The sequence below is a fragment of the Mesorhizobium sp. CA10 genome (assembly GCF_020165285.1).
Lineage (GTDB): Bacteria > Pseudomonadota > Alphaproteobacteria > Rhizobiales > Rhizobiaceae > Mesorhizobium.
Genome location: NZ_JAIUHV010000006.1, coordinates 261,862 through 286,896, shown reverse-complemented (window position 1 = coordinate 286,896; position 25,035 = coordinate 261,862). Strand labels below are relative to the sequence as shown.

The window sequence follows — 25,035 nt, the reverse complement described above, 5'->3', positions numbered from 1 at the left end:
TGGTGATTGGCGAACGCGATGGCCACATCCGATCTCCCCCCTTGCGGGGGAGATGGCCGGCAGGCCAGAGGGGGGTGTGAAGGATCGCCAGCCGTCACAATTGGCTGGACTCACCAGTTCCGCGGGTCTTTCCTAGGCGTCCCCCAACGCCAGGAGCACCGCCATGCCCTTGACCCGCCGGACGCTGATCGCCGTCAGCCTTTCGCTCACCTTTGCCTTCACGCCGACCATCGTCTTCGCCGCTTCGCCAACTCCCGCCAAAGGCGAGCACGGCATGGTGGTGACTGCCCAGAATCTTGCAACCGAAATCGGTGTCGACGTGCTGAAGAAGGGCGGCAACGCGGTCGATGCCGCGGTCGCCGTCGGCTATGCGCTCGCCGTGGTCTATCCCAATGCCGGCAATATCGGCGGCGGCGGCTTTATGACCGTGCGCATGAAGGACGGCCGCACGACCTTTCTCGATTTCCGCGAGCGCGCGCCGCTCGCGGCGACCAAAACCATGTATCTCGACAAGGACGGCAATCCGATCAAAGGCGCCAGCCTCGACGGCTATCTCGCGGTCGGCGTGCCCGGCTCGGTCGCGGGCTTCGAGATGGCGCGCGAGAAATACGGGACCTTGTCGAGACAGGATCTAATGGCGCCGGCGATTGCCTACGCCAAGGACGGTTTCGTGCTCAACCAGGGCGACGCGGCTTCGTTCGCCGGCGGCGCCGACCGGCTGGCGAAGGACCCGGCTGCCGCCGCCATCTTCCTCAAAAAAGACGGCAAGCCTTACGGCATAGGCGAGAAGCTCGTTCAGCCGGACCTTGCCGCCTCCCTTTCGGCGATCTCGGAAAAAGGCCCGGACGCCTTCTACAAAGGGTCGATTGCCGATGAAATCGTCAAGGCGAGCGGCGCGAAAGGCGGCATCCTCGCCAAGCCTGATTTCGAGCAATATGCCGTGCGCGAGCTGAAGCCGGTGACCTGTTCCTATCGCGGCTACGAGATCATCTCCTCGCCGCCGCCGAGCTCGGGCGGCGTCATCATCTGCGAGATCCTCAACGTGCTGGAGGGCTATCCGCTCTCTTATCTCGGCGCCGGCTCGGCCGAGACGGTTCACGTCATGGTGGAAGCCATGCGCCACGCCTATGTCGACCGCAACTCGGCGCTCGGCGACCCTGATTTCGTCGACAATCCGGTCTCGAAGCTGGTCGACAAGGCCTATGCGAAAGACATTCGCGACAAGATCGACCCGTTCCGCGCCGGCGTCTCGAAGGAGCTGATGCCGAAGGGCTTCGGCGAGTCGAAGGAAACCACGCATTACTCGATCATCGACAAGGACGGCAACGCGGTGGCCGTCACCTACACGCTGAACGGCTCCTTCGGCGCCGGCGTCGTTGCCGACGGCACCGGCATCCTGCTCAACAACGAGATGGACGATTTCACCCAGAAGCCGGGCGTGCCGAACCTCTACGGCCTGGTGCAGGGCGAAGCGAACGCCATTCAGCCGAAGAAGACGCCCTTATCCTCTATGAGCCCGACGATCGTCACGAAGGACGGCAAGCCGTTCATGGTCATCGGCAGCCCGGGCGGCTCGCGCATCATCACCATCACGCTGGAGGCGATCATCAACGTCATCGACCACGGCATGGACATCCAGCAGGCGATCGACGCTCCGCGTATCCACCATCAATGGCTGCCGGACACGGTCTATGTCGAGCCATTCGGGCTGTCGCCGGACACAGAGAAGCTGCTTGCCGGCATGGGCTACCACCTCGATCTCAGCGACCAAACCTGGGGGCAGGCGGCTGGCATCCTGGTCGGTGGCAAGAGCCTGGCACAGATCGAGAAAGGCGGCGGCGCGCGCTACAACGGCGCCATCGACAGCCGCGCTGCCGCCGGTGAGGCGCTGGGATATTAATTGATCAGATGACCAGCGTGATGGTCGAAGCGATCAGCATCACGGCGGCGATGGCGACGAACAGCGCATAGATGCGCGGCCGGTCGAGTAGCAGCGCATTGCCGGAAATCCAGGCCGCCGTGGCGCCGCCGAGCGCGAACAGGAAGCCGTTGCGATGGCCGAAGGACATGGAGGCAGCCATCAGGCCGCCGATGATCAGCGCGCCGAAGACGATGATGACGGCGACCGCGTATTTCTCGAAATCATTGCCGCCACCCATCGCCGGCCCCATCGCATTGAGATTGGGCAGGTCGTCAGGGTCGAAGGGACTGGTCGAGCCATATTCGTCTTGGCCGAGGGATTCGCGCATCATTCGTTCTCCGCTGGGCGGCAACAAACCATCAACGCCTGCCGAGCGCAACCCGGCAAAACCGCCACGCCGATGCATTCGCTGCCCGGCTGATGCCGACGTGCCACGGTTTCCCGGTCGGTTTCAACGGCGCAGCGGCGTTGCGGTTCCCACAGCATGATGCCGAAAGATGCGAAGGGTTTTCCGACGATATCAGCTCCATCTCTGGCCCTGATCTACTTGGAAAAATCACTGCGCACGATGCCGTGCCGTTGCAGCTTGTCGTAGAAGGTCTTGCGCGGGATGCCGAGCGCCTCGATGGTGCGCCGGACGTCGCCGTCATTACGGCCAAGTGTCTCGCGGATGAGTTCGGCCTCGTAGCGATCAAGCCGTTCCGGCAAGGACACGGAGGTGTCGCGTTCCGTTGCCGCCGGGGAAGGCGATCCGGCGACGTCCTCGAGCCCGAGCACGAAACGTTCGGCGAAATGAGCGAGCTCGCGCACATTGCCCGGCCAGTCGTGGTCGCTGAGGTGGCGCCGGACCGAGGCGGAGATTGCCGGCACGCCGCGCCTGAAACGGGCCGCCGCCCGCTCGGCGAAGTATCCGAACAACAACGGCACGTCGTCCCTTCGCTCGCGCAGCGGCGGGATCGACAGCGTGACCACATTGAGCCGGTAATAGAGATCCTCACGGAAAGCCCCGCGCTGGCTGGCATCGCCGAGATCGACCTTGGCTGCCGCGACCACCCTCAGGTCGACCGGCCGCACCTCATTGGTGCCGAGCGGCGTCACCTCGCGCATTTCCAAGACGCGCAGCATCTGCACCTGTGTCGAGGCCGGCATGCTTTCGATCTCGTCGAGGAACAGCGTGCCGCCGCTCGAATGCTCGATACGGCCGACGCGCTTCTTCTGCGCACCGGTGAAGGCGCCGGCCTCGTGTCCGAACAATTCGCTCTCGATGACCGTCTCCGGCAGCGTGCCGCAGTTGAGCGCGACGAAATTGCCCTTGGCGCGGCGGCTCCAGCGATGCAGCAGGCTCGCCACCACTTCCTTGCCGGAGCCGGTCTCGCCGGTCACCAGAACGTCGACATCGGTGTCGGCGATCTGCCGCAGCGTCCGGCGCAGCCGCTCGATCGCCGGCGTCTGGCCGATCAGCGGCAATCCCTCCTGGGCCTGCTCGGCCGCTTCTCGTAAAGCGCGGTTTTCCATCACCAGCCGTCGTTTTTCCGCCGCGCGTGCAACGCTCTGCGCCAGCCGGTCGGCGGCGAAGGGCTTGGTGATGAAGTCGTAGGCGCCGTCCTTGATCGCCTTGACCGCCATGGCGATATCGCCATGGCCGGTGACCAGGATGACGGGAATGTCGGGGTCGAGCCGCAGCACGCGGTCGAAAAGCTGCAGCCCGTCGATCTCCGGCATGCGGATGTCCGACACCACCGCGCCGGCGAAATTCCTATCGAGCGCTGCCAGCGCTTCCTTCGCCACCGAGTAGGCCGACACCGCAAAGCCGGCAAGCTCCAGCGTCTGTCTTGTCGCCTTGAGCAGATCGCTGTCGTCGTCGATCAGGATCACTGGTGCCGGATCATGCTTCGTCATGCCGCGCCCGCTTTCGACAAATGGATGGTGAAGCGTGTGCCTTGGCCGCTGCTCGAAACCTCGATGCGTCCGCCATAGTCGGCGACGATGTCCTTGGAGATGACGAGGCCGAGCCCGAGGCCTTTTTCCTTGGAGGTGTTGAAGGGCGTGAACAGCGATTTCAGGATCGCGGGCGGGATGCCCGGCCCGTTGTCCGAGACCATGAGCGTGACGTCATCGCCGGTCTCGCTCGCCGAAACCTCGATCTTCGCATCATCGCGGCCATCGAGCGCCTCAAGCGCGTTCTGGAAAAGGTTGATCAGCACCTGCTCCAGCCGCAGCCGGTTGCCCATCACCTTGAGCGCCGGCGGCGGCAGCGTGATCTCCAGCGCGTCCAGCCGGCCGGCGAAGCGGCTCCTGAGCAACACCACGGCGCCTTCGATCACGCTGCGCAGCTCGACCGGCTCGGCGGCGGTGCGGCCCTTGCGGGCAAAGGCTTTCAGCTCTTCGGTGATGGCCCCGATGCGCTCGGTCAGCGCCGCGATGGCGCCGAGATTTTCCTCCGCCGGCGCGCTCTGCTTGCGCTCCAGGAAGACGCGCGCATTGTCGGCATAGGCGCGGATCGTCGCCACCGGCTGGTTGATCTCATGCGCGACGCCGGCCGCGACCTGGCCAAGCGTGGCAAGCCGGTTGGCCTGGACCAGCTCCTGCTGCATCACCTGCAGCTTCGCCTCCGTGCTGCGATGGTCGGCGATCTCGGCCTGCAGCCGGTCGCGCGCCAGGCTGAGGTCCTGCGTGCGCTCGACGACGCGGCGCTCGAGCTCGGTCCGCGCGGCCTGCTCGGCGGCGATCCGCATCTGCGCGGACTGCCTGCGCCACAACAGATAGGCGGCTAATGCAAGGAGCGGGACAAGGACGCCCAGTGTCAGCAGCCGCATCTCGCGCTGCGCCGCCGCGATCGGCGCTTCGGCCGGAACGAGATAGTCGAGCCGCCACGACGTCGACGGCACCGCGGTCGACAGCCGCAGATACTCGGCGTCGCTGCCCCCGGGCGTGATGGCATGGACCAGGGCGATGTCGGAGCTGAGCGGTTGTGGCTTCGTGACCGGCAACGGCACCAGCGGCGCATCGCCGAATTGCTGGCTGGCGCGGATACCGGCGAGCATCGGCCGGCTGAGCGGCTCTGTCGTCAGGAAGCGCCAGGAGGGCACACTGGTGATCAGCACCACACCATGCTCGTCGCTGACATAGGCCGGGCGGTTGGCCTCGTGCCAGTCGGCCTCGAGTTGGTCGAACTCCATCTTGACCACGACGACGCCGAGCGGCCCCGAAGCGCCGTCGACACGGCGCGAGATGTAGAGACCCGGACGCTTGCTGACATTGCCGAGCGCGAAATATTCGGCCGTGCCGGTTTCCATTGCGCCCGAGAAATAGGCGCGAAAACCGTAGTCGTTGCCGACGAAGCTCACCGGCTCGCGCCAATTGCTGGAAGCGATCGCCAAGCCGTCCGTGCCGGTGACATAGAGCACCGAGGCCTTGGTGCCGGACACCAGCCCTTCGAGCTTGCGGTTGAGCATATCGATCGCGGCAGGGCTGCGTTGCGCCAGCGCGTCATGCACCTGCTGGTCCTCCGACAGAAGCAGCGGCAGCGCGCGCGGATTTTCCAATACAGCGCGCAACAGCGCGACCTTGAGGTTGGCGTCGGTGCGCCCTTGCGTGGCTAAAGCCCCGATCTCGGTCGAACGGCCGTAGAGGCCGGCGCCATAAAGCGCCGCGAGCACGATCAGCAGCGCCACCGCCGCGAACAGCAGCCAGGCGCGACGCGCCCGCCCGGCAAGCAGTTCGGGCGTGGCAGCAAGAACAGCGGCAGGGCGTTGCAGCATGCCGCATCTGTGCATGATTTCGCACAAAGCGCAAATCGATCTATGCGGATAACCGCACTAGCCTTCTCCAAAGGCGCTGTCACAGAATCGAAAAATCAAACAAAATCAACAAAGAGAGACACCCGGCACCATCTGGCACGCGCGTTGCACATGCTTCCGCAGCAGTCGCGAGGCTGTGGAGGTCAACAGCCCCCTGGGAGGTCGAACGTTTCGATCGGGGGCCGAACGGAGGATATCATGCAGACAGCAATCGCTGCCGCCCAACCGCGCGGCAAGGTTCCCTTTTATCGGCATCTCTATGTCCAGGTCCTGGTGGCGATCGCCGCCGGCATCCTGCTTGGCCATTTCTATCCCGACCTGGGCGCTTCGCTGAAGCCGCTCGGCGACGCCTTCATCAAGCTGGTCAAGATGGTCATTGCGCCGGTGATCTTCCTCACCGTGGCGACCGGCATCGCCGGCGTTTCTGACCTGCACAAGGTCGGCCGCGTCGCCGGCAAGGCGATGATCTATTTCCTCGTCTTCTCGACGCTGGCGCTCATCGTCGGCCTCGTCGTGTCGAACGTCATCCAGCCCGGCGCCGGCATGCACATCAACCCCGCGACCCTCGACCCATCGAAGGTGGCGACCTTCACCGAGAAGGCGCATGACACGACCATTGTCGGCTTCCTGATGAACATCATCCCCGACACCATCACCGGCGCCTTTGCGCAGGGCGACATCCTGCAGGTGCTGTTCTTCTCGGTGCTGTTCGGCATCGCCCTGGCGCTGGTCGGCGAACGCGGCCGCCCGGTCGTCGATTTCCTCCAGGCGTTGACCGCGCCGGTCTTCCGCCTCGTCGCCATCTTGATGAAGGCCGCCCCCATCGGCGCCTTCGGCGCCATGGCCTTCACCGTGGGCAAATACGGCATAGGCGCGATCGCCAACCTCGCCTTCCTGATCGGCACCTTCTATCTGACGTCGCTGCTCTTCGTGCTCGTAGTGCTGGGTGCCGTCGCATGGTACAACGGCTTTTCCATCCTGGCGCTGATCCGCTACATCAAGGAAGAGCTGCTCCTGGTGCTCGGCACCTCGTCGTCGGAAGCGGCACTTCCCGGCCTGATGGCCAAGATGGAGCGCGCCGGCTGCAACCGCTCGGTGGTCGGTCTTGTCATCCCGACAGGCTATTCCTTCAACCTTGACGGCACCAATATCTATATGACGCTTGCCGCGCTGTTCATCGCCCAGGCGACCGACACGCCACTCACCTTCGGCGACCAGATCCTGCTTTTGCTCGTCGCGATGCTGAGCTCGAAGGGCGCGGCCGGCATCACCGGCGCCGGCTTCATCACGCTGGCCGCCACGCTCTCGGTCGTGCCCTCGGTGCCGGTCGCCGGCATGGCGTTGATCCTCGGCGTCGACCGCTTCATGTCGGAATGCCGCGCGCTCACCAACTTCGTCGGCAACGCGGTCGCGACCATCGTTGTGGCCCGCTGGGAAGGCGAGCTCGACCAGAAGCAATTCGCCGCCGCCATGGCCGGTCAGTTGCCGGAAGAGGCTGACCTTGCGCTGTCGGGCGGCCTGCAACCCGCCTAGCCAACCAGCATCCTCCCGATGCCGAACAGGCCGCGGCAAGCGCTGCGGCCTGTTCTTTTTTCGGCTGCCGCATAGGGTGGCGCGGCGCGGCACTCCTGCCGATGCATTCCCGTTGCATTCAGGGCGGTCGATGAGCAGTGCGTTTCCCGAGATCTATGTCGTTCGCCATGGCGAGACGGAGTGGAGCGCCTCGGGCAGGCACACCGGGCGCACCGATATCCCGCTGACGGCGAAAGGCGAGGAGGCCGCGCGCGGCGTCGCCTATCGGCTCAAGGGGCTGACGTTCCAGGCGGTCTGGTCGAGCCCCTCGCAGCGCGCTTTCGACACCTGCCGGCTCGCCGGCTTTGGCGAGCGCGCGGTCAAGAAATCCGACCTTCAGGAATGGGACTACGGCGCTTATGAAGGCGTGACGACCAAGGAGATCCTGTCCAAGCGACCCGGCTGGCAATTGTTTCGCGACGGCTGTCCGGGCGGCGAGACGGCGGCCGATGTCGGTGCCCGCGCGGACGCCATCATCGCCGGGCTGCGCGCGGTTGCCGGCAATGTGCTCATCTTCTCCAGCTCGCATTTCCTGCGTGTGCTCGCGGCGCGCTGGGTCGGCCTGCCGCCGGAAGGCGGCGAGCATTTTGTCCTCGACACCGCCAGCCTAAGCGTTCTCGGCTACGAGCACGACCTGACGGAGCCGGTCATCCGGAGGTGGAACCAGAAGTAGCCGCAGCTCGATAGCAGCTCAGGAGTCTCTGGAGATTAGGCGAAACCCTTCAGCCTCGTCATTCTAGGGCGGAGCAAGGAGCGAAGCGACGCGGCGCAGACCCTAGAATCATTCCGTTACCAATGAGCGTTGCCGCGGTGCAGAGCGACCCCTGTCTTGCGCCGCCTTTACCCTTTGCGCCAGGTCACGGAATGGATCCTCGGGTCTGCGCGTCCGCTTCGCTCCCGCTCCGCCCGTGGATGACGAAGCTGAGGCGTTTCGCTAGACTCTGACCATCGCCAGCTCCTCGGCCGTCAAATGCCGAGCCTTGCCCTTGGCCAGTTCGCCAAGCTGCAGCCGCCCGATCGCCACCCTGACCAGCCTCAGCACCTCAATGTCGAAAGCGGCGAGTAGCCTGCGGATGTGCCGGTTGCGTCCCTCGTCAAGCACGATCTCCAGCCAGGCTGTCCGCCCGCCGCTGCGCAACAGCGCGATCGAGCTTGCGGCGAGCAACTCGCCGTCGACGACGGCGCCCTGACGAAAACGCTCCAGCATTTCTTTGTCGGGCGCGGCCGCGATCTGCACGTGATAGGTCTTGGCGACATGCGAGGCGGGGTCGAGCAGGCCGTTCGCCCAGCGCGTGTCGTTGCTCAGCAAAAGCAGCCCTTCGCTCGCCTTGTCGAGGCGGCCCACGGGCGACACGAACGGCAGGTCGAGCCCTTCCAGGCAGTCATAGACGGTGCCGCGGCCTTCGGGATCATCGCGGGTGGTGACCAGCCCGCGCGGCTTGTTGAGCATCAGATAGACCTTGCGCTCGGCGACGACGCGCGCGCCGTCGACCCTGATGCTGTCGCGGTCGGGATCGATGCGCAGCAAGGCATCGCGCACCGTCTTGCCGTTGACTTGCACCCGCCCCTCGACGACCAGATTCTCGGCCTGCGTGCGCGAGCAGAAGCCAAGCTTGGAGAGCGCTCGGGCGAGGCTGACTTTTGCGGTTGCGGATCGTCTGTCGGGTTGGCGTGCCACTATCTTTGTCTTCGATCGCCTCAAAACGCCGCAACCGATGCCACGCTTGGCGAGATGGGCGCAAGCGGCTCCATCACCTGGCTTCGGGTCGTCCAATTTCACTCCTGCGGCGCGCTCAGCCGCCGGTAGGTGACTCCGTCGAATGTTGCCGTCACGAAGCTGTTGACCGACATCTTGCGTTTGCGCCCGTCGCTGCAGGCATAGAGCGGCCAGCCGGCCTCGCTGCATTCGATGGCCATGCAGATGCGGGCCACGCAGTTGCCTGTGGTCAGCCGGAAACCGCCCTTGCCGGCAAAGCCCTGCAGCAGGCTGCCATCCGAGGAACGCCATGTCCGCTGCTGGAATTCGGGCCGCAGCAGCCGAGGCTCGAGCGGCGCGGCTAAACCGGTTTGGGTCGCGGGGCCCGAATATTGAAGCCGGTAACGCGCCATACCGGTCGTGTATGCGGTGATAAGATCGGATTGGCCCGAATAGGCCGCTGCGAGGCCGGGTCGGTCGAAAAGATGGGACGCGCGCGGCTCCGCCCCTGACGGTCTCGTCAGGGCAGCGATGGCGACAAAGGCCAGGCAGACGCGCAACATCCCGATTTCCAGCAGCCATACCCCATCCGGCGTGCCGGGTTGCCCGGTGCCTGAGCGTACAATCTTTCCAATCGGATTTTCGCGCAAGCGCCCGTTTTCGGGGCGCCGTAACGGATCGCCCTCGCTTCCGTCAGCTATTGGCGGCCGACGGCAGCTCGAACAAGGTGGCGCCGTTCTCGCGCCCTCGGTCGACATAGCCGATCACGCGGAACCATTTCGCGACGTCGGGCCTGTGCAGCCAGCTGCGCGAGTGGACGGGAAGGTTGCCGGCCAGCGCCTGGACATGGCGGATGTGGCGCTTGCAGAAGCGGACCGTCGTGGCGTTGAAGAAATCCTCCCGCGCGGCAAAGAGCGTGTCGGCGGCGTCCGCATGCTCATGCCAAGCGATGATCGCCACCGTCCTGTCGTCCTGCACGAGCGCATGGGCCCGGCCTTCCTTCAGGTTCATCATCAAATTGTCATAGGCGCTTTTGCTGTCCTTGCCGGCCGCCACATATTCGTCCGACATTCGCTTGGACAGACCGCGGAAAACATCTTCCAGGTCTCCGACCGTCGCCGCGCGTGCTCTCATTTCTCCTCCTGACAGCCCGCCAGCAGTTTGCCCCAAGCAACAGGGATCACCAAGAAAACCAAATTCCCGATCCGCGGTGTGCGCGCAATCTTTTTCCGCACGGAAGGGCCCGACCGCTGATCACGCTCGCATATCAGCGTTGGCTTGAGATCGCTTTTCCGCTGTCGGATCTCGGCGGCGGCTGCGTGCGCTCTGGCACGCGGACATCCGGCTGGCGGCCGATCTTGCCGCTGGCCTCACGCTGGCGACGACGGCAAGAGAAAGCGTATGTTGAATTCATTGCAGCCCTGCCATAAAAGGCGCAAGTTCTCGATGGCCTGCAAGGTCTGGCTGCAGCGTTAGGGGTATGCATTGACGTCAAGCAGGCCGATCCTGATCACCGGCGCGGCCGGCTTCATAGGTTTTCACCTATGCCAGAGGCTGCTTGCCGAAGGCCGGCAGGTTGTCGGCCTCGATTCCATGAATGAGTATTACGACGTCACCTTGAAGCAGGCGCGGCTCGAGCGGCTGAAGGCTTTCCCAAACTTTCATTTCGAGCATGTCGATCTCGCCGACCGCGATGGCATCTCGGGGGTCTTTGCGTCGGTCGCGCCGCAGATCGTCGTCAACCTCGCCGCGCAGGCGGGCGTCCGCTATTCGCTGGTCAATCCGCATGTCTATGCGCAAAGCAATCTAAACGGCTTCCTCAACATCCTGGAAGGGTGCCGGCAGGCCTCGGTCGGCCATCTCGTCTATGCATCGTCAAGCTCGATCTATGGCGGCAGCACGAGCATGCCGTTCTCGGTGCATGATTCCGCCGACCATCCCCTCAGCCTCTATGCCGCCAGCAAGAAGGCAAACGAGCTGATGGCCCACACCTACAGCCATCTGTTCGGGCTGCCGACGACGGGCCTGCGCTTCTTCACCGTCTACGGTCCGTGGGGTCGGCCCGACATGGCCTTGTTCATCTTCACCAAGGCCATCCTCGCCGGTCAGCCGATCGATGTCTTCAACCATGGCAACATGCAGCGGGATTTCACTTATATCGACGATATCGTCGAGGGAGTGGCCCGCGTCATGCAGCATCCAGCGACGCCCAATCCCGATTGGACAAGCGCTGCACCGGACCCCGCGACGAGCACCGCGCCGTTCAGGATCCATAACATCGGCGACAGCTCGCCTGTCGAGCTCAGCCGGCTGATCGACGTTCTGGAAGACGCTCTCGGGCGCAAGGCAATCCGCAACCTGATGCCGCTGCAGCCGGGCGATGTGCCTGCGACTTATGCCGACGTCGCCTCACTCGAGGCGGTGATCGGTTTCAAGCCCAGGATCCCGATCGAGATCGGCGTCCCGCGCTTCGTGCAATGGTATCGGGATTTCTACCAGGTCTGATTGCAGGTCAGAGCAATTCCAGGAAAAGTGTGAGCGGTTGAGTTCGGCGCCTTCGCCGTAACCTTCCGTCTGGAACTGCGTCAAAAACAAAGGGATAGAGCGGCGACTATCCGAGCTCGCGCTCGTTCAGTCGGCCCGGCGTGCCTGCCTGTCGATCCAAAGCGCGATCAGCGTGCAGGCGGCGCCCGAAAGCAGGTAGGCGCCGGCGGCGATGAGGCCGAAATTGCCGGCCAGGAGCAGCGCCGCGAGCGGCGCGAAGCCGGCGCCGAACATCCAGGCCAGGTCCGATGTGACCGCCGAGCCGGTATAGCGGTGCTGGCGCGAGAAGCTCGATGCGACGACGCCTGAGGATTGCCCGAAGCTCAAGCCCAGCAGGATGAAGCCAAGCACCATGAACACCGTCTCGCCGACGGTGCCGCCGTTGAGAAGTTGTGGGGCAAAGCCGCTGAAGGCTGCGATGGCGACGGCGCCGCCGCCGAGCAGGGCGCGGCGTCCGACACGGTCGGCCAGCGGACCCGATGCAACGATCGCCGCGATGCCGAACAACGCGCTCACCGCTTCGATGACCAGAAAACGTTCCGGACCCTCATTGGTGAACAGGAACACCCAGGACAGCGGGAACACCGTCACCATATGGAACAGGGCGAAGCTCGCCAGCGGCGCGAAGGCGCCGACGATGACGTTGCGCCCTTCAGTCCGAACCATCTCCCTGATGCGCGTCGGTTGCAGGTCGCCGCTCTCGTAGAGTTTCGAGAATTCGGGCGTGACCACGATGCGCAGCCTGGCAAACAGCGCCACGACGTTGATGGCGAAGGCGACGAAGAAGGGATAGCGCCAGCCCCAGGCGAAGAAGTCGTCGGCCGAGAGGTTGGCGACGAAGAAGGCAAATAGCGAGCTTGCCACGATGAGCCCGATCGGCGCGCCGAGCTGCGGGATCATCGCATAGATGCCGCGCCGGTTCTGCGGCGCATTCAGCGCCAGGAGGGAGGGCAATCCGTCCCATGTCCCGCCGAGCGCCAGGCCCTGCAGAAAGCGGGTGAGCGCCAGCAGCCAGGCGGCGACCGCGCCGACGTCCTCATAGGAGGGCAGGAACGCCATGGCGACCGTCGAGGTGCCGAGCAGGAACAGCGCGATCGTCAGCTTGGCGCCGCGGCCATAGGCGCGGTCGATCGCCATGAACAGCACGGTGCCGAACGGGCGCGCGATGAAGGCCAGCGCGAAGATGGCGAAGGAGTAGAGCGTTCCGACCAGCGGGTCGTGGGTTGGGAACACAAGCTTGGGGAACACGATCACGGAAGCGATCGCATAGACGAAGAAATCGAAGAATTCCGACGTCCTGCCGATGATCACGCCGACCGCGATATCGCCAGCGCTGACTTGGCCGTGATGCGAGCCGATCAGCCTGCTGTCCGTTTCGGAAGTCGAAGTTTCAGCCATCGTTTCCGTTGTCACCAAACTCAACTTCGGAACGCGATTGTCGTCGTCCCGACGCTATGTTGTCGTCATCCAATTATGCGTGCACACTTTCGCGAAAGCCATACCGGCTGGGCATTGGACAAATTGTCCAATGTCGTCGCTGTGCCCGCGGCAGTAGCCGTTGGTCCATATCGCATCGCAACCTGCAGAGATCCTGCTGCAGGGCCATCGAGGGCAGCGTTTGATGAGACGATCCGGAGCCTTGCTTCTTTTTCCGCTCGCCGTGCTGCTGAGCGGCTGCGACCTGGTCGTGCTGGCGCCCGCGGGCGACGTGGCAGTGCAGCAGCGCGACCTGCTCGTCGTCTCGACCCTGCTGATGCTGCTCATCATCCTGCCGGTCATGGCGCTGACCGTGCTGTTCGCCTGGCGCTACCGGCAATCCAGCACCACGGCGATCTACACGCCGGACTGGGACCATTCGACCAAGCTGGAGCTGGTGATCTGGGCTGCACCCCTGCTCGTCATCATCTGCCTCGGCGCGCTCACCTGGCTCGGCTCCCATCTGCTCGATCCCTACCGGCGCATCGACCGGATCGAACCAGGACAGCCGGTCACCCAGAACCACAAGCCGCTCAGGGTCGACGTCGTCGCGCTGGATTGGAAATGGCTCTTCATCTATCCGGATTACGGCATTGCCTCCGTCAACGAGCTGGCGGCGCCGGTCAACCAGCCGATCGATTTCCGCATCACCTCCTCGACGGTGATGAACTCCTTCTACATTCCGGCCCTTGCCGGACAGATCTACGCCATGCCCGCCATGGAGACGAAGCTGCACGCGGTCATCAACCGTCCGGGCACCTATTCCGGCTTCTCGGCCAACTACAGCGGCGCCGGCTTCTCCGGCATGCGCTTTGCGTTCCACGGCCTCTCTGACAAGGCGTTCGGTGAGTGGGTGACGCAGACCAAAGGTGCGCAGGCTACGCTCAGCCGCGAGACCTATCTCGAGCTCGAGCGTCCGAGCGAGAACGAGCCGGTCCGCCACTATGCCTCCGTCGATCCCGACCTCTATGGCGCGATCCTCAATCTGTGCGTCGAGCGCGGCAAGATGTGCATGAACGAGATGATGTCGATCGACGCCAAGGGCGGCCTTGGGCTGGCCGGCGTGCGCAACACCTTGCCGCTGCAATATGACAAGCTTGCCCGGCGCGGCGCGGTGTTCGGCAACGATCCGTCCTATGTCGCCAGCATCTGCACGGCGGAGGAAGCAGCCGCCGCCTTGCGCGCGGCCGGCGATGCCGGCGCGAAATACTGGCCAATGCGCGATCTTTCCCCGCTGCGCGGGGCAGGGCTGCTCAGCCCAGGGGCCGGCAGCCGCCGCGCCGATGCCGGGACCCCGTCGCTCGGCCTGCTGCGCTTCGAATTGTGAGGGATGGCGGATGCCTGAGTCGCTGACCAAATTCATCTTCGGCCGCCTCACTCTGGAGTCGCTGCCGCTGCACGAGCCGATCGTCGTCGTCACCTTCATCGTCGTGGCGTTGGGCGGCCTCGCGGTGCTCGGCGCGGTCACCTATTCCAAGCTTTGGGGTTATCTGTGGCGCGAGTGGTTCACCAGCGTCGACCACAAGAAGATCGGCATCATGTACATGGCGCTCGGCCTCGTCATGCTGCTGCGCGGCTTCTCCGACGCCATCATGATGCGCCTGCAGCAGGCCATCGCCTTCAACGGTTCCGAGGGTTACCTCAACGCTCATCACTACGACCAGATCTTCACCGCCCATGGCGTGATCATGATCTTCTTCGTGGCGATGCCTTTCGTCACCGGGCTGATGAACTTCGTCGTGCCGCTGCAGATCGGCGCGCGCGACGTCTCGTTCCCCTTCCTCAACAATTTCAGCTTCTGGATGACGGTCGGCGGCGCGATCCTGGTCATGGCCTCGCTGTTCGTCGGCGAGTTCGCCCGCACCGGCTGGCTGGCCTATCCGCCGCTCTCCGGCATCAATTACAGTCCCGACGTCGGCGTCGATTACTACATCTGGGCGCTGCAGGTCGCCGGCGTCGGCACGACATTGTCCGGCATCAACCTGATCTGCACCATCATCAAGATGCGCGCCCCAGGCATGACCATGATGCGCATGCCCGTCTTCACCTGGACCTCGCTCTGCACCAACGTGCTGATCGTCGCGTCCTTCCCGGTGCTGACGGCGGTGCTGACGCTGCTTGCGCTCGACCGCTATGTCGGCACCAACTTCTTCACCAACGATTTCGGCGGCAATCCGATGATGTATGTGAACCTCATCTGGATATGGGGCCACCCGGAGGTCTACATCCTTATCCTGCCGCTGTTCGGCGTCTTCTCCGAGGTCACCTCGACCTTCTCAGGCAAGCGCCTGTTCGGCTACACCTCGATGGTCTACGCCACGATAGTCATCACCATCCTGTCCTATCTCGTCTGGCTGCACCACTTCTTCACCATGGGCTCCGGCGCCAGTGTCAATTCCTTCTTCGGCATCACCACGATGATCATCTCGATCCCGACCGGCGCGAAGATATTCAACTGGCTGTTCACTATGTATCGCGGCCGCATCCGTTTCGAATTGCCGATGATGTGGACGGTGGCCTTCATGCTCACCTTCGTCGTTGGCGGCATGACCGGCGTGCTGCTTGCCGTGCCGCCCGCCGACTTCGTGCTGCACAACAGCCTGTTCCTGATCGCGCATTTCCATAACGTCATCATCGGCGGCGTGCTCTTCGGCCTGTTCGCCGGCATCGCCTATTGGTGGCCCAAGGCCTTCGGCTTCAGGCTCGATCCGTTCTGGGGCAAGGTTTCGTTCTGGTGCTGGGTGCTCGGCTTCTGGCTCGCCTTCATGCCGCTCTATATCCTCGGCCTGATGGGCGTGACCCGCCGCATGCGCGTCTTCGACGATCCCTCGCTGCAGATATGGTTCGTGATAGCCGCTTTCGGCGCGGTGCTGATCGCCTGCGGCATCGCCGCCTTCCTGGTCCAGATCTTCGTCTCCATCCGCAAGCGCGAAGCGCTGGCCGATCACACCGGCGATCCCTGGGACGGCCGCACCCTCGAATGGTCGACCTCCTCGCCGCCGCCGGCCTACAACTTCGCCTTCACGCCGGTCATTCGCGACAACGACGCCTGGTTCGACATGAAGAAGGCCGGCTACCGGCGCCCGCTGTCCGGATTCAAACCGATCCACATGCCGAGCAACACCGGCACCGGCGTCGTCCTGGCGGTGTTCAGCGTCGCGCTCGGCTTCGGCCTGATCTGGTACATCTGGTGGCTGGCGGCGCTGAGCTTCGTCTGCCTCATCGCAACCGCGATCGGCCACACCTTCAACTACCACCGCGACTTCGACATCCCGGCTGCCGAGGTCACGCAAACCGAAGAGGCGAGGACGACGCTCCTCGCCGCCCAGGGCTAGGAATTGAGCATGGCATCGAGCGCGATCACGGCCGTCGCGGAACCGGTCTTCCACCTGGAAGAAGAGCACGCGCACGCCGAAGGCGGCAGCACCATGCTCGGCTTCTGGCTCTACCTGATGAGCGACTGCCTGATCTTCGCCATGCTGTTCGCGGCCTATGGCGTGCTCGGCGGCAATTACGCGGCGGGTCCGGCGCCGAAGGATCTGTTCGATCTCGGTCTGGTGGCGGTCAACACCACCATGCTGCTCTTGTCCTCGATCACCTACGGCTTTGCCATGCTGACCATGGACAAGGGCCGCGTCGGCGCGACGCAGGCCTGGCTCGTGGTGACCATGCTGTTCGGCCTGGCGTTCCTCTCCATCGAGCTATCCGAATTCGCGCACATGATCCATGAAGGCGCGACCCCGCAGCGCAGCGCCTTCCTGTCGTCCTTCTTCACCCTGGTCGGCACGCACGGCCTGCACGTGACCTTCGGCATCGTCTGGATGGTGACGCTGATGGTGCAGGTGGCGCGACACGGCCTCATCGAGGCCAACCGCCGCCGGCTGATGTGCCTCTCGATGTTCTGGCACTTCCTCGACGTCGTCTGGATCGGCGTCTTTACCTTTGTCTATCTGATGGGGATGCTCAGATGAGCGCTCATGATCATGCCGATCGCGACCATACCCATGGCGGCGCCGCGCACGGCTCGCTGAGGGGCTACCTGATCGGCTTCGTCCTGTCAGTGATCCTCACCGCCATCCCGTTCTGGATGGTCATGACCGGCGCCATGGACAACAAACAGGCCGCGGCCATCATCATCATGGCCTTCGCGGTGGTGCAGATCGTGGTGCACATGGTCTTCTTCCTGCATATGAACCCCGCCTCGGAAGGCGGATGGTCGATGCTGGCGCTCATCTTCACGGTGGTTCTCGTCGTCATCGTGCTGAGCGGCTCGCTGTGGGTGATGTACCACCTCAACGCCAACATGATGCCCGGGCTCCACGAGATGCGGGAGATGCCATGAGCCCCATTTCGGGCGTGGGCGTGTGGCGCGCGGGGAGGGCCAAAGCCGAGGCAAAGGACATGACCGGCTCTCATGCGGCCTCGAAGGGTTCCACGTCGCGATTCCTGGCTGTAGTGCTTGGGATTCTCGGCGTCCTGGTGTTTCTCGGACTCGGCGTCTGGCAGCTGGAAAGACGGGTCTGGAAGCTCGACCTGATCGCCCGCGTCGACCAACGCATCCATGCTCCCGTCGTCGATGCGCCCGGCCCGCAGGACTGGAGCGGGTTGAGCGCGCCGGACTACGAATATCGCCATGTGCGCCTTGCCGGGCATTTCCTCGGCAGCGCCAACACGCTGGTGCAGGCGGTGACCGAGCTCGGCGGCGGCTATTGGGTGCTGACGCCGATGCGCGACGACCGCGGGTTCACGGTCCTCGTCAATCGCGGCTTCATCCCGCAAGAGCGCAAGGTGGAGTTCGAGCGGGAGAATGCCGCGCTCGCCTCGCCGGCGACGGTTGAGGGGCTGCTGCGCATCAGCGAGCCCGGCGGCGGTTTCCTGCGCAGCAACGATCCGGCTGCCGATCGCTGGTATTCGCGCGACGTGGCGGCAATCGCCAAGGCGCGCGGCCTGGCGGATGTCGCGCCTTATTTCATCGATGCCGAGGCATCCGGCGCTGCTGGCTGGCCGCGCGGCGGGCTCACCGTCGTCACCTTCCGCAACAGCCATCTCATCTATGCTTTGACCTGGTTTGCCCTTGCAGGGATGCTGGCGATGGCGCTTGCCAGACAGGTCTTCTCCGGCCGCCGGAACTGGGATGCAGCGTGATGAATATCGCGTGGCCCCATCGCGACAAGCCGTTCCTGACGCTTCCTCCAACGCGGCAGGGAGGCGCCGCGTCGGACGCCGACGTCACGAACAGGAAGAACCTGCTCCTGCTCATCCAGCTGCGCTGGCTGGCGGTGGCGGGGCAGGTGCTGACCATCCTGGTCACGCAATACTGGTTCGCCATCCCGCTGCCGCTCGCCGAGATGGCGGGCGTGGTGCTTTTCCTGGTCGGCCTAAACATCTTCAGCCTGCTCGCCCTGCGCGGCAACCGCCGGATCTCCAACGCGCAGCTCTTCGTCGCGCTGATTTTCGACATGGCGGCGCTGACGACGCAGCTCTACCTGAGCGGCGGCGCCTCGAATCCATTCGTGTCGCTTTACCTGCTGCAGATCACGCTCGGCGCTGCGCTGCTGGCGCCATGGTCGACCTGGCTCCTGGTGGTGGCGGCCTCGGCCTGCTTCGTCTTCCTCATCTTCGTCTTCCAGCCGATCGCACTTCCGCATCACGGCGGCAGCGACCTCCTGGCGCTGCATCTGCGAGGCATGTTCATCTGCTTCGTGCTCGCGGCCGGCCTGATCGTGATCTTCATGACGCGCATCAACCGCAACCTGCGCGAACGCGATGCCTATCTCGCCGACCTGCGCCAGCGTTCGGCCGAGGAAGATCACATCGTGCGCATGGGCCTGCTGGCCTCGGGTGCCGCGCATGAACTGGGCACACCGCTGTCGACAATATCGGTTATCCTGTCCGACTGGCGCCAGATGCGCGGCGTCAAGCGCAACCGCGAGCTTTCCGAGGACGTGGCCGAGATGCAGGCGCAGATCGAGCGCTGCAAAGGCATCGTCACGGGCATTCTCATGTCCTCCGGCCAGGCGCGGGGCGAGGGCACCATCCGCACTACGATCCGCCGGTTCCTCGACGATCTCGTCGAGGAATGGCGCGTCAGCCGCCAGCCCATCAAGCTGGACTACGGCAATGGTTTCGAGCCGGACGAGCCGATCGTGTCCGACACGGCGCTGAAACAAGTGATCTTCAATGTGCTCGACAATGCGCAGGAAGCATCGCACGATTGGGTCGGCATCGCTGCCGAGCGGCAGGATGAGAAGCTGGTGCTCTCCGTCGAGGATCGCGGCCCGGGTTTCGACAAGGATATTCTGGCAACGCTCGGCCAGCCCTATATGTCGAGCAAGGGGCGTCCGGGCGGCGGCCTAGGCCTCTTCCTGGTGTTCAACGTGGTGCGCAAGCTTGGAGGCGACGTTTCGGCGCGCAACATGGCCGAGGGCGCCCGTGTTACCCTTTCGCTGCCGCTGGCGGCGCTGACCTATGGAGACGATCGTGAAATCTGATCGATCCTTGTTCGTCATCGAGGACGACGCGACCTTTGCGCGCACGCTCAAACGCTCGTTTGAAAAGCGCGACTACGACGTCGTGGTCTGCCACGACCGCGAGGCGCTGCTGGTCGCGCTGGAAACGGCCGTTCCGGCCTACGCCGTCGTCGATCTCAAGCTCGGATCGGGATCGGGTCTCGAATGCGTCAAGCTTCTCAGCGCCCGCAATCCGTCGATGCGCATCGTCGTGCTGACGGGATTTGCCAGCATCGCCACGGCCGTCGAGGCGATCAAGCTCGGCGCGGGCCACTATCTGGCCAAGCCCGCCAACACCGATGACATCGAAGCCGCCTTCGGCCGCGCCGAGGGTGACGTTTCGGTGCCGCTCACCAGCCGCCCCACCTCGATCAAGAACCTCGAATGGGAGCGCATCCACGAAACGCTGGTCGAAACCGGCTTCAACATCTCCGAAACCGCGCGCCGGCTCGGCCTGCACCGGCGCACGCTTGCTCGCAAGCTCGAGAAGCGCGTGGTGCAGTAGGGCGCCGTACCAAGATTATTCGCGAACGGCCACGGCCAGCACCGAGACGCAGTCGCCCGCCTTGACCAGGCCCGGGAAATGACGCGCGGCGAGCAGTCCCGACATCCTGGCCCTGATCTCCTGCGGCGCTTGCCCGGTGCGCCCGACCGGATGGATGCGCGCGACCACCTGGCCGTCCTTCACAGGCTCGCCGAGGTCGACCACCGTCTCGATCATGCCGTCATCCTCGGCGAAGGCGAAGCAATCGCCCGACGGCATGTCCAGCCACTGAGTTCTGCCCTTCTCGACCGCACCATCGACGATCCCGGCGTGGCGGAGCACGTTGAGGATGCCGCGCCGGGCGATCCGCACCGTCTCGGCGCGCGAGGTTCCGCCGCCGCCGAGCTCGGTAGTGACAAAGACCTTGCCCATCTCCTCTGCCGCCGTGTCATACATGCCGACCGCGTCGATCTCGGTCATGCGCATCGAGAACGGCGCCGAGAAAGCCTCGACCGCGGCGAAGGCCTTTTTCTCCTGCGCCTTGTCCGGCAGCGTATGCGCCGCGCAGAACGGCACGAAGTCCAGCGTCTTGCCGCCGGAATGGAAGTCGAAGACGATGTCCGCGCGCGGCAGCAGCTCGCGCTGGAAATAGTCGGCGATCTTCTCCGTCACCGTGCCGTCCGGGCGTCCGGGGAAGGAACGGTTCATGTTGCCCTTGTCGATCGGCGAGGTGCGCGTGCCGGCCCGGAAGGCCGGATAGTTCATCGCCGGCACGATGATGACCGTGCCGGAGACGTTTCTCGGATCTAGCGTGCGGGCGAGTTCGTAGAGCGCCAGCGGCCCCTCATATTCGTCGCCGTGATTGCCGCCGGTGAGCAGCGCCGTCGGGCCCTTGCCGTTGCGCACGACGCAGACCGGGATCATCACCGAGCCCCAGGCGGAATCATCGCGGCTGTAGGGCAGGCGCAGGAAGCCGTGCTGGACGCCGTCGCGCTCGAAGTCGACGGTCGGCGTGATCGGCGAGGGACGCAAAGCGGACATCGGCTCAGTCCTTCACGAACAGCTTGCGCGGCACGTTGGCCAGGCACTCGACGCCGGTGTCGGTGATCAGGATCGACTCGGTGATCTCCAGCCCCATCGTCTCCAGCCACAGTCCGGTCATGAAATGGAAGGTCATGCCGGGCTTGAGCTCGGTGCGGTCGCCGGGGCGCAGGCTCATGGTGCGCTCACCCCAGTCCGGCGGATAGGAGATGCCGATCGGGTAGCCGGTGCGGTTGTCCTTGACGATGCCGTATTTCTTCAAAACGGCGAAGAAGGCGTTGGCGATATCCTCGCAGGTGTTGCCGGGCTTGGCGGCGGCCAAGCCTGCTTCCATGCCCTCAAGTGTGGCCTTCTCTGCGTCTAGGAAGGCCTGGGTCGGCTTGCCGAGGAACACGGTGCGCGACAGCGGACAATGGTAGCGATTGTAGCAGCCGGCGATCTCGAAGAACGTGCCTTCGTTCACCTTCATCGGCTTGTCGTCCCAGGTGAGATGCGGCGCCGAGGCGTCCGCTCCCGACGGCAAGAGCGGCACGATCGCCGGATAGTCGCCGCCGATGCCGGCGACGCCGCGCGTGCCGGCATCGTAGATCTCGGCGACCAGATCGCATTTGCGCATGCCGACCTCTATTTTGTCGACGATCCGCTGGTGCATCGCCTCGACGATACGGGCGGCGTTGCGCATATACTCGATCTCGGTCGGGCTTTTCACGGCGCGCTGCCAGTTCACCAGCGCTGTGGCATCGGCGAAGCGGGCGTTGGGCAGGTGCTTCTGCAGCGCCGCGAAGGCGGCGGCCGAAAACCAGTAATTGTCCATCTCGACGCCGATGCTGAGCTTGTCCCAGCCGCGCTCGGCCAGCACGCTGGCGAGGTAATCCATCGGATGCCGCTCGGTCGACTGCACATAATGGTCGGCGTAGCCGATGATGTTGTCATGCGCGAGATACGCGGTGCGCTTGGCGCCGTTGGCGTCTTGGCCGCGGCCGTACCAGACCGGCTCGCCGGAAGGCGGCACGATGACGGCCTGATGCACATAGAACGACCAGCCGTCATAGCCCGTCAGCCAGGCCATGTTGGAGGGATCGCTGACGATCAGCAGATCGACGCCTTTAGCCTCCATGGCCTTTCGTGTCTTGGCGAGGCGCTCTGCATATTCGCCGCGCGAGAATTTCAAATTTGGCTGCATTTTGTTGTCCTCGTTTGTTGGGCCTGGCGGCCAGCATCAACTTTCGAAATCGAGCCCGGCATTGGCGGCGCGCGCACGGTCGCGAGCAAAAGTGGCGATTGCGGTGTCCTGCACGCCGGTGCCGGTGAGGTCGGCGATGGTGATGTCGCTGGCCGAGCGCCGTCCGGGCTTGCTGCCGGCGATGATCTGGCCAAGTTCGGTGACCTCGGCGTCGGCGGCGAAGACCGCCGCCTCGATGGCGTGGTGGAGCTCGCCGAGGCGCCGTGTCTGCTTGGCGCTGTCGGCGACATAGAGATCGGCCATGCGCAGGATCGCCGGCGCGATCTCGTTCTTGTGCTCGGCGTCTGAGCCCATGGCGGTGATGTGCTGGCCGGCGGTGACGAAGCCGGCCTTGATCAGGGGTTCGGTAGAAGGCGTGGTGGTGACGATGATGTCGGCGCCCGCTGCCGCGTTCGCCGCATCCGGCTCGGCGCGCACGAGGATACCGAGCTTCACGCGCAAGCGCGCGGCGGTGGCTTCAGCCCTGGCGGCGTCGCGCGCCCAGATGCGCGCTTCCTCGATCGGTCTGACGAGACGCAGCGCTTCCAACTGCAGGCCGGCCTGCAGGCCGGCGCCGAAGATCGCGGCCACGCTGGAGTCTTGGCGCGACAAATGCTTTGCCGCAACCGCGCCGGCCGCAGCGGTTCGGATGTCGGTGAGATAGCCATTGTCGAGCAGCAGCGCCTCGACCACACCGGTCTTGGCCGAAAGCAGCACCATCATGCCGCCGCCGCTCGGCAGGCCGAGCGTCGGGTTGTCGAAGAAACCGGAGCTTATCTTGACGGCGAAGCCGTCTATGCCGGGCACATAGGCGGACTTCACGTCGACCTCGCCGCGATGCTCGGGAATGTCGAGCCGCAGGATCGGTGGCATCGCCACCGGCAGCGTGGCCAAGGCGCGAAAAGCGTCCTCGACGCAGGCAACGGCGTCCAGATCGAGCGTCACGATCTTGCGCAGATCACTTTCGGTGAGGATGGTTATGCGGCTCATGCTGCGCGCTCCGCGATTGTCTCGCCGCAGACGATGCGGCGGTGCAGGTCCATGTCGATGTTCTTGCCGGAGAGGATGAGAACAGTGGGGCCGCTGACTTTGGCCTTGCCGGCAAGCAGCGCGCCTATGCCGACGGCCCCGGCGCCTTCGACAATCTCGCGCTCCTCTTCATACGCATGGCGGATGCCGGCCGCGATCTCCTCCTCCGAAAGCAGGACCACGTCGTCCAGCAGGTCGCGGCACATGGCGAAGGTCACCCGGTTGTCGAGCCCGATGCCGCCGCCGAGCGAGTCCGCCAATGTCGGCAGTTCCTCGACCTGTACCGGCCGGCCGGCGTCGAGGCTGGCCTTCATAGCCGCGCCCCGCGCCATCGAGATGCCGATGACCTTAGTGCCCGGGCTCATGCCTTTGACGGCCGCCGCCACGCCAGCCGCCAGCCCGCCGCCCGAGAGCGGCACCAGCACGCTTGCCGCATCCGGAACCTGCTCCATGATTTCCAGGCCGACCGTGCCCTGCCCGGCGATGATATCGGGATGGTCGAAGGGCGGCAGCATGACCAGTCCTTCTGCCGCGACCAGCCTGTCGACTTCCTGCTGCGCGTCGTCCTGGCTGTTGCCGACGATGCGGATATCCGCGCCGAGACGACGGATGGCGTCGAGCTTGTTTTCCGGCACCAGCCTCGACATGCAGATCACCGCGCGGATGCCTTCGAGCTTTGCCGCATGCGCCAGCGCGCGGCCGTGATTGCCGGTCGAGGCGGCGACGACGCCGCGCGATTTTTCTTCCGCGCTCAATGCTGCGATCGCATTGGAAGCACCGCGCAGCTTGAACGCGCCGGTGGTCTGGTGATGCTCCAGCTTGAGATGAACGGGACGGCCCGTGCGGTTCGAGAGGCTTTGCGACAGCACGATGGGTGTCCGCTCGACCTTGCCTGCAATGCGCTCGCGCGCCGCGCGAATATGCTGAAGCTCAACAATCATTTCGATCACGGGCATTTCGTTCACTGGGCCAGCGGCTTCGTCCACAGTCGGCCGAATTCGGGCCGGGGCGTCTCGTCGCCGCAGAGCCGCAGGCAGTTCCAGGCGCTGGCCTGGTTGCTGGTGACGACCGGACGTCCGATCGCCTCTTCCATGCCGGGAACCGCGAGCGCGGCACGCAGCGCGGTGCATGAGACGAACAGCGCATCGGCCTGCGGATGGGTGACGTTGCGCGCCAGCTCGACCAGGGACGCCGGCGTAATGCGCGCCATCTCGCGGTCGTCCTCGAAACCGAGGCAGGTGAAGCTTTCGATATGGAAACCGTGCGCGGCGAAATAGGTGGCCATCGGCCGGCTGGTCTCGACGGTGTAAGGAGTCAGGATGCTGATGCGCTTCACCCCGAAAGCGTTCAGGCCGCGCACGCCGGCCATCGGTGGGGTGACGACGGGCACGCCGGGCTTGGCTGCATGGATCGCCTGCTCGATCTCGGCATCGCCGATCACCACCGACGCAGAGGTGCACGAGTAGCATATCGCATCGAGCGGTTCGTCCGGCAGGATCAGCGCCGCGCCCGCCGAAAGCGACGGCTGCATCTTGCGCAGGTTTTCCGGCGTCGTCGGATTGGCGTAGGGGATGCGCACGACATAGACGCCGATCCGCTCGCTCGCCACCATGCGGCGGAAGTCCACCTCGCTGGTGTGGTCGGTCGCAAGCGCAATCAGGCCGACGCGCTTTTCCAGCGGACGCGAGTCCAGAGTGGGACGCGCTGTTTCGAGGCGGATGTCGGGCAATGCGTTCATGAC

The 25,035-nt window shown here is 64.6% G+C and carries 23 protein-coding genes; 11 read left to right on the top strand and 12 right to left on the bottom strand.

The annotated features are described in order from the left end of the window. The first annotated feature begins 163 nt into the window (after positions 1-163). Complete coding sequence (gene ggt, locus LB535_RS15730) at positions 164-1,900, top strand: gamma-glutamyltransferase (RefSeq protein WP_224632856.1); 1,737 nt, start codon at positions 164-166, stop codon at positions 1,898-1,900. A gap of 4 nt (positions 1,901-1,904) precedes the next feature. Here ggt and LB535_RS15725 read toward each other — a convergent pair whose 3' ends face one another. From LB535_RS15725 to LB535_RS15715, 3 genes are all read right to left on the bottom strand, one after another. Beyond that, complete coding sequence (locus LB535_RS15725; RefSeq protein ID WP_224512899.1) at positions 1,905-2,252, bottom strand: hypothetical protein; 348 nt, start codon at positions 2,250-2,252, stop codon at positions 1,905-1,907. 212 nt (positions 2,253-2,464) lie between these two features. After that, positions 2,465-3,820: a sigma-54-dependent transcriptional regulator gene (locus LB535_RS15720; RefSeq protein ID WP_224632855.1), complete on the bottom strand. Its 1,356-nt coding sequence runs from the start codon at positions 3,818-3,820 to the stop codon at positions 2,465-2,467. Next, positions 3,817-5,682 (bottom strand): sensor histidine kinase, encoded by a 1,866-nt coding sequence (locus LB535_RS15715; RefSeq protein ID WP_224632854.1) that lies wholly within the window; start codon positions 5,680-5,682, stop codon positions 3,817-3,819. The genes LB535_RS15720 and LB535_RS15715 overlap by 4 nt, the downstream gene beginning before the upstream one ends. Positions 5,683-5,919: 237 nt before the next feature. Here LB535_RS15715 and LB535_RS15710 point away from each other — a divergent pair, with 237 nt between their 5' ends. Next, complete coding sequence (locus LB535_RS15710; protein WP_224632853.1) at positions 5,920-7,254, top strand: dicarboxylate/amino acid:cation symporter; 1,335 nt, start codon at positions 5,920-5,922, stop codon at positions 7,252-7,254. Between the two features lie 130 nt (positions 7,255-7,384). Continuing rightward, positions 7,385-7,966: a histidine phosphatase family protein gene (locus tag LB535_RS15705; RefSeq protein WP_224632852.1), complete on the top strand. Its 582-nt coding sequence runs from the start codon at positions 7,385-7,387 to the stop codon at positions 7,964-7,966. A 261-nt stretch (positions 7,967-8,227) separates the two neighbouring features. Here the strand turns inward: LB535_RS15705 and LB535_RS15700 are convergent, their stop codons facing one another. From LB535_RS15700 to LB535_RS15690, 3 genes are all read right to left on the bottom strand, one after another. Further along, positions 8,228-8,974 carry a pseudouridine synthase gene (locus LB535_RS15700; protein WP_411969575.1) on the bottom strand — a complete coding sequence of 249 codons (747 nt, stop codon included), beginning with the start codon at positions 8,972-8,974 and terminating at the stop codon, positions 8,228-8,230. A gap of 95 nt (positions 8,975-9,069) precedes the next feature. Then, the gene (locus LB535_RS15695; RefSeq protein ID WP_224632850.1) at positions 9,070-9,639 is read right to left on the bottom strand and encodes a hypothetical protein; all 570 of its coding nucleotides are present in this window, start codon (positions 9,637-9,639) and stop codon (positions 9,070-9,072) included. Between the two features lie 43 nt (positions 9,640-9,682). Next, a complete protein-coding gene (locus tag LB535_RS15690) occupies positions 9,683-10,123 on the bottom strand; it encodes a hypothetical protein (protein WP_140844035.1) in 441 nt (146 codons plus the stop codon). Between the two features lie 351 nt (positions 10,124-10,474). On the opposite strand from LB535_RS15690, the gene LB535_RS15685 reads away from it, so the two are divergent. Then, on the top strand, positions 10,475-11,494 hold the full coding sequence (locus tag LB535_RS15685) for an NAD-dependent epimerase (protein ID WP_224632849.1): 1,020 nt from the start codon (positions 10,475-10,477) through the stop codon (positions 11,492-11,494). 126 nt (positions 11,495-11,620) lie between these two features. Here LB535_RS15685 and LB535_RS15680 read toward each other — a convergent pair whose 3' ends face one another. After that, a complete protein-coding gene (locus tag LB535_RS15680) occupies positions 11,621-12,931 on the bottom strand; it encodes an MFS transporter (protein ID WP_224545000.1) in 1,311 nt (436 codons plus the stop codon). A gap of 223 nt (positions 12,932-13,154) precedes the next feature. On the opposite strand from LB535_RS15680, the gene cyoA reads away from it, so the two are divergent. Genes cyoA through LB535_RS15645 form a run of 7 tightly spaced genes read left to right on the top strand, consistent with a single transcriptional unit; the run spans position 13,155 to position 20,023 of the window. Then, positions 13,155-14,336, top strand: coding sequence for a ubiquinol oxidase subunit II (cyoA, locus tag LB535_RS15675; RefSeq protein WP_224632848.1), 1,182 nt, complete (start codon positions 13,155-13,157; stop codon positions 14,334-14,336). Between the two features lie 10 nt (positions 14,337-14,346). Next, a complete protein-coding gene (cyoB, locus tag LB535_RS15670) occupies positions 14,347-16,344 on the top strand; it encodes a cytochrome o ubiquinol oxidase subunit I (RefSeq protein ID WP_224632847.1) in 1,998 nt (665 codons plus the stop codon). A gap of 9 nt (positions 16,345-16,353) precedes the next feature. Further along, positions 16,354-16,980: a cytochrome o ubiquinol oxidase subunit III gene (gene cyoC / locus LB535_RS15665; RefSeq protein ID WP_224523506.1), complete on the top strand. Its 627-nt coding sequence runs from the start codon at positions 16,354-16,356 to the stop codon at positions 16,978-16,980. Next, positions 16,977-17,351 (top strand): cytochrome o ubiquinol oxidase subunit IV, encoded by a 375-nt coding sequence (cyoD, locus tag LB535_RS15660; protein WP_224632846.1) that lies wholly within the window; start codon positions 16,977-16,979, stop codon positions 17,349-17,351. The genes cyoC and cyoD overlap by 4 nt, the downstream gene beginning before the upstream one ends. After that, positions 17,348-18,154 (top strand): SURF1 family protein, encoded by an 807-nt coding sequence (locus tag LB535_RS15655; protein ID WP_411969572.1) that lies wholly within the window; start codon positions 17,348-17,350, stop codon positions 18,152-18,154. The genes cyoD and LB535_RS15655 overlap by 4 nt, the downstream gene beginning before the upstream one ends. Next, positions 18,154-19,500, top strand: coding sequence for an ATP-binding protein (locus LB535_RS15650; RefSeq protein WP_224632845.1), 1,347 nt, complete (start codon positions 18,154-18,156; stop codon positions 19,498-19,500). The genes LB535_RS15655 and LB535_RS15650 overlap by 1 nt, the downstream gene beginning before the upstream one ends. Next, the gene (locus tag LB535_RS15645; protein ID WP_210239569.1) at positions 19,490-20,023 is read left to right on the top strand and encodes a response regulator transcription factor; all 534 of its coding nucleotides are present in this window, start codon (positions 19,490-19,492) and stop codon (positions 20,021-20,023) included. Before LB535_RS15650 ends, LB535_RS15645 begins: the two co-directional genes overlap by 11 nt. 15 nt (positions 20,024-20,038) lie before the next feature. Here LB535_RS15645 and doeB read toward each other — a convergent pair whose 3' ends face one another. Genes doeB through eutA form a run of 5 tightly spaced genes read right to left on the bottom strand, consistent with a single transcriptional unit; the run spans position 20,039 to position 25,032 of the window. Beyond that, positions 20,039-21,043 (bottom strand): N(2)-acetyl-L-2,4-diaminobutanoate deacetylase DoeB, encoded by a 1,005-nt coding sequence (gene doeB / locus LB535_RS15640; protein WP_224632844.1) that lies wholly within the window; start codon positions 21,041-21,043, stop codon positions 20,039-20,041. A gap of 4 nt (positions 21,044-21,047) precedes the next feature. After that, positions 21,048-22,226 carry an ectoine hydrolase DoeA gene (gene doeA / locus LB535_RS15635; protein WP_224523512.1) on the bottom strand — a complete coding sequence of 393 codons (1,179 nt, stop codon included), beginning with the start codon at positions 22,224-22,226 and terminating at the stop codon, positions 21,048-21,050. 36 nt (positions 22,227-22,262) lie between these two features. Then, entirely contained in the window at positions 22,263-23,255 is a 993-nt protein-coding gene (locus LB535_RS15630; protein ID WP_224632843.1) for a cyclodeaminase, read from the bottom strand. Further along, complete coding sequence (gene eutB / locus LB535_RS15625; protein WP_224632842.1) at positions 23,252-24,250, bottom strand: hydroxyectoine utilization dehydratase EutB; 999 nt, start codon at positions 24,248-24,250, stop codon at positions 23,252-23,254. Before eutB ends, LB535_RS15630 begins: the two co-directional genes overlap by 4 nt. A gap of 5 nt (positions 24,251-24,255) precedes the next feature. Beyond that, on the bottom strand, positions 24,256-25,032 hold the full coding sequence (gene eutA / locus LB535_RS15620) for an ectoine utilization protein EutA (protein WP_224632894.1): 777 nt from the start codon (positions 25,030-25,032) through the stop codon (positions 24,256-24,258). Between the last annotated feature and the right edge of the window lie 3 nt (positions 25,033-25,035).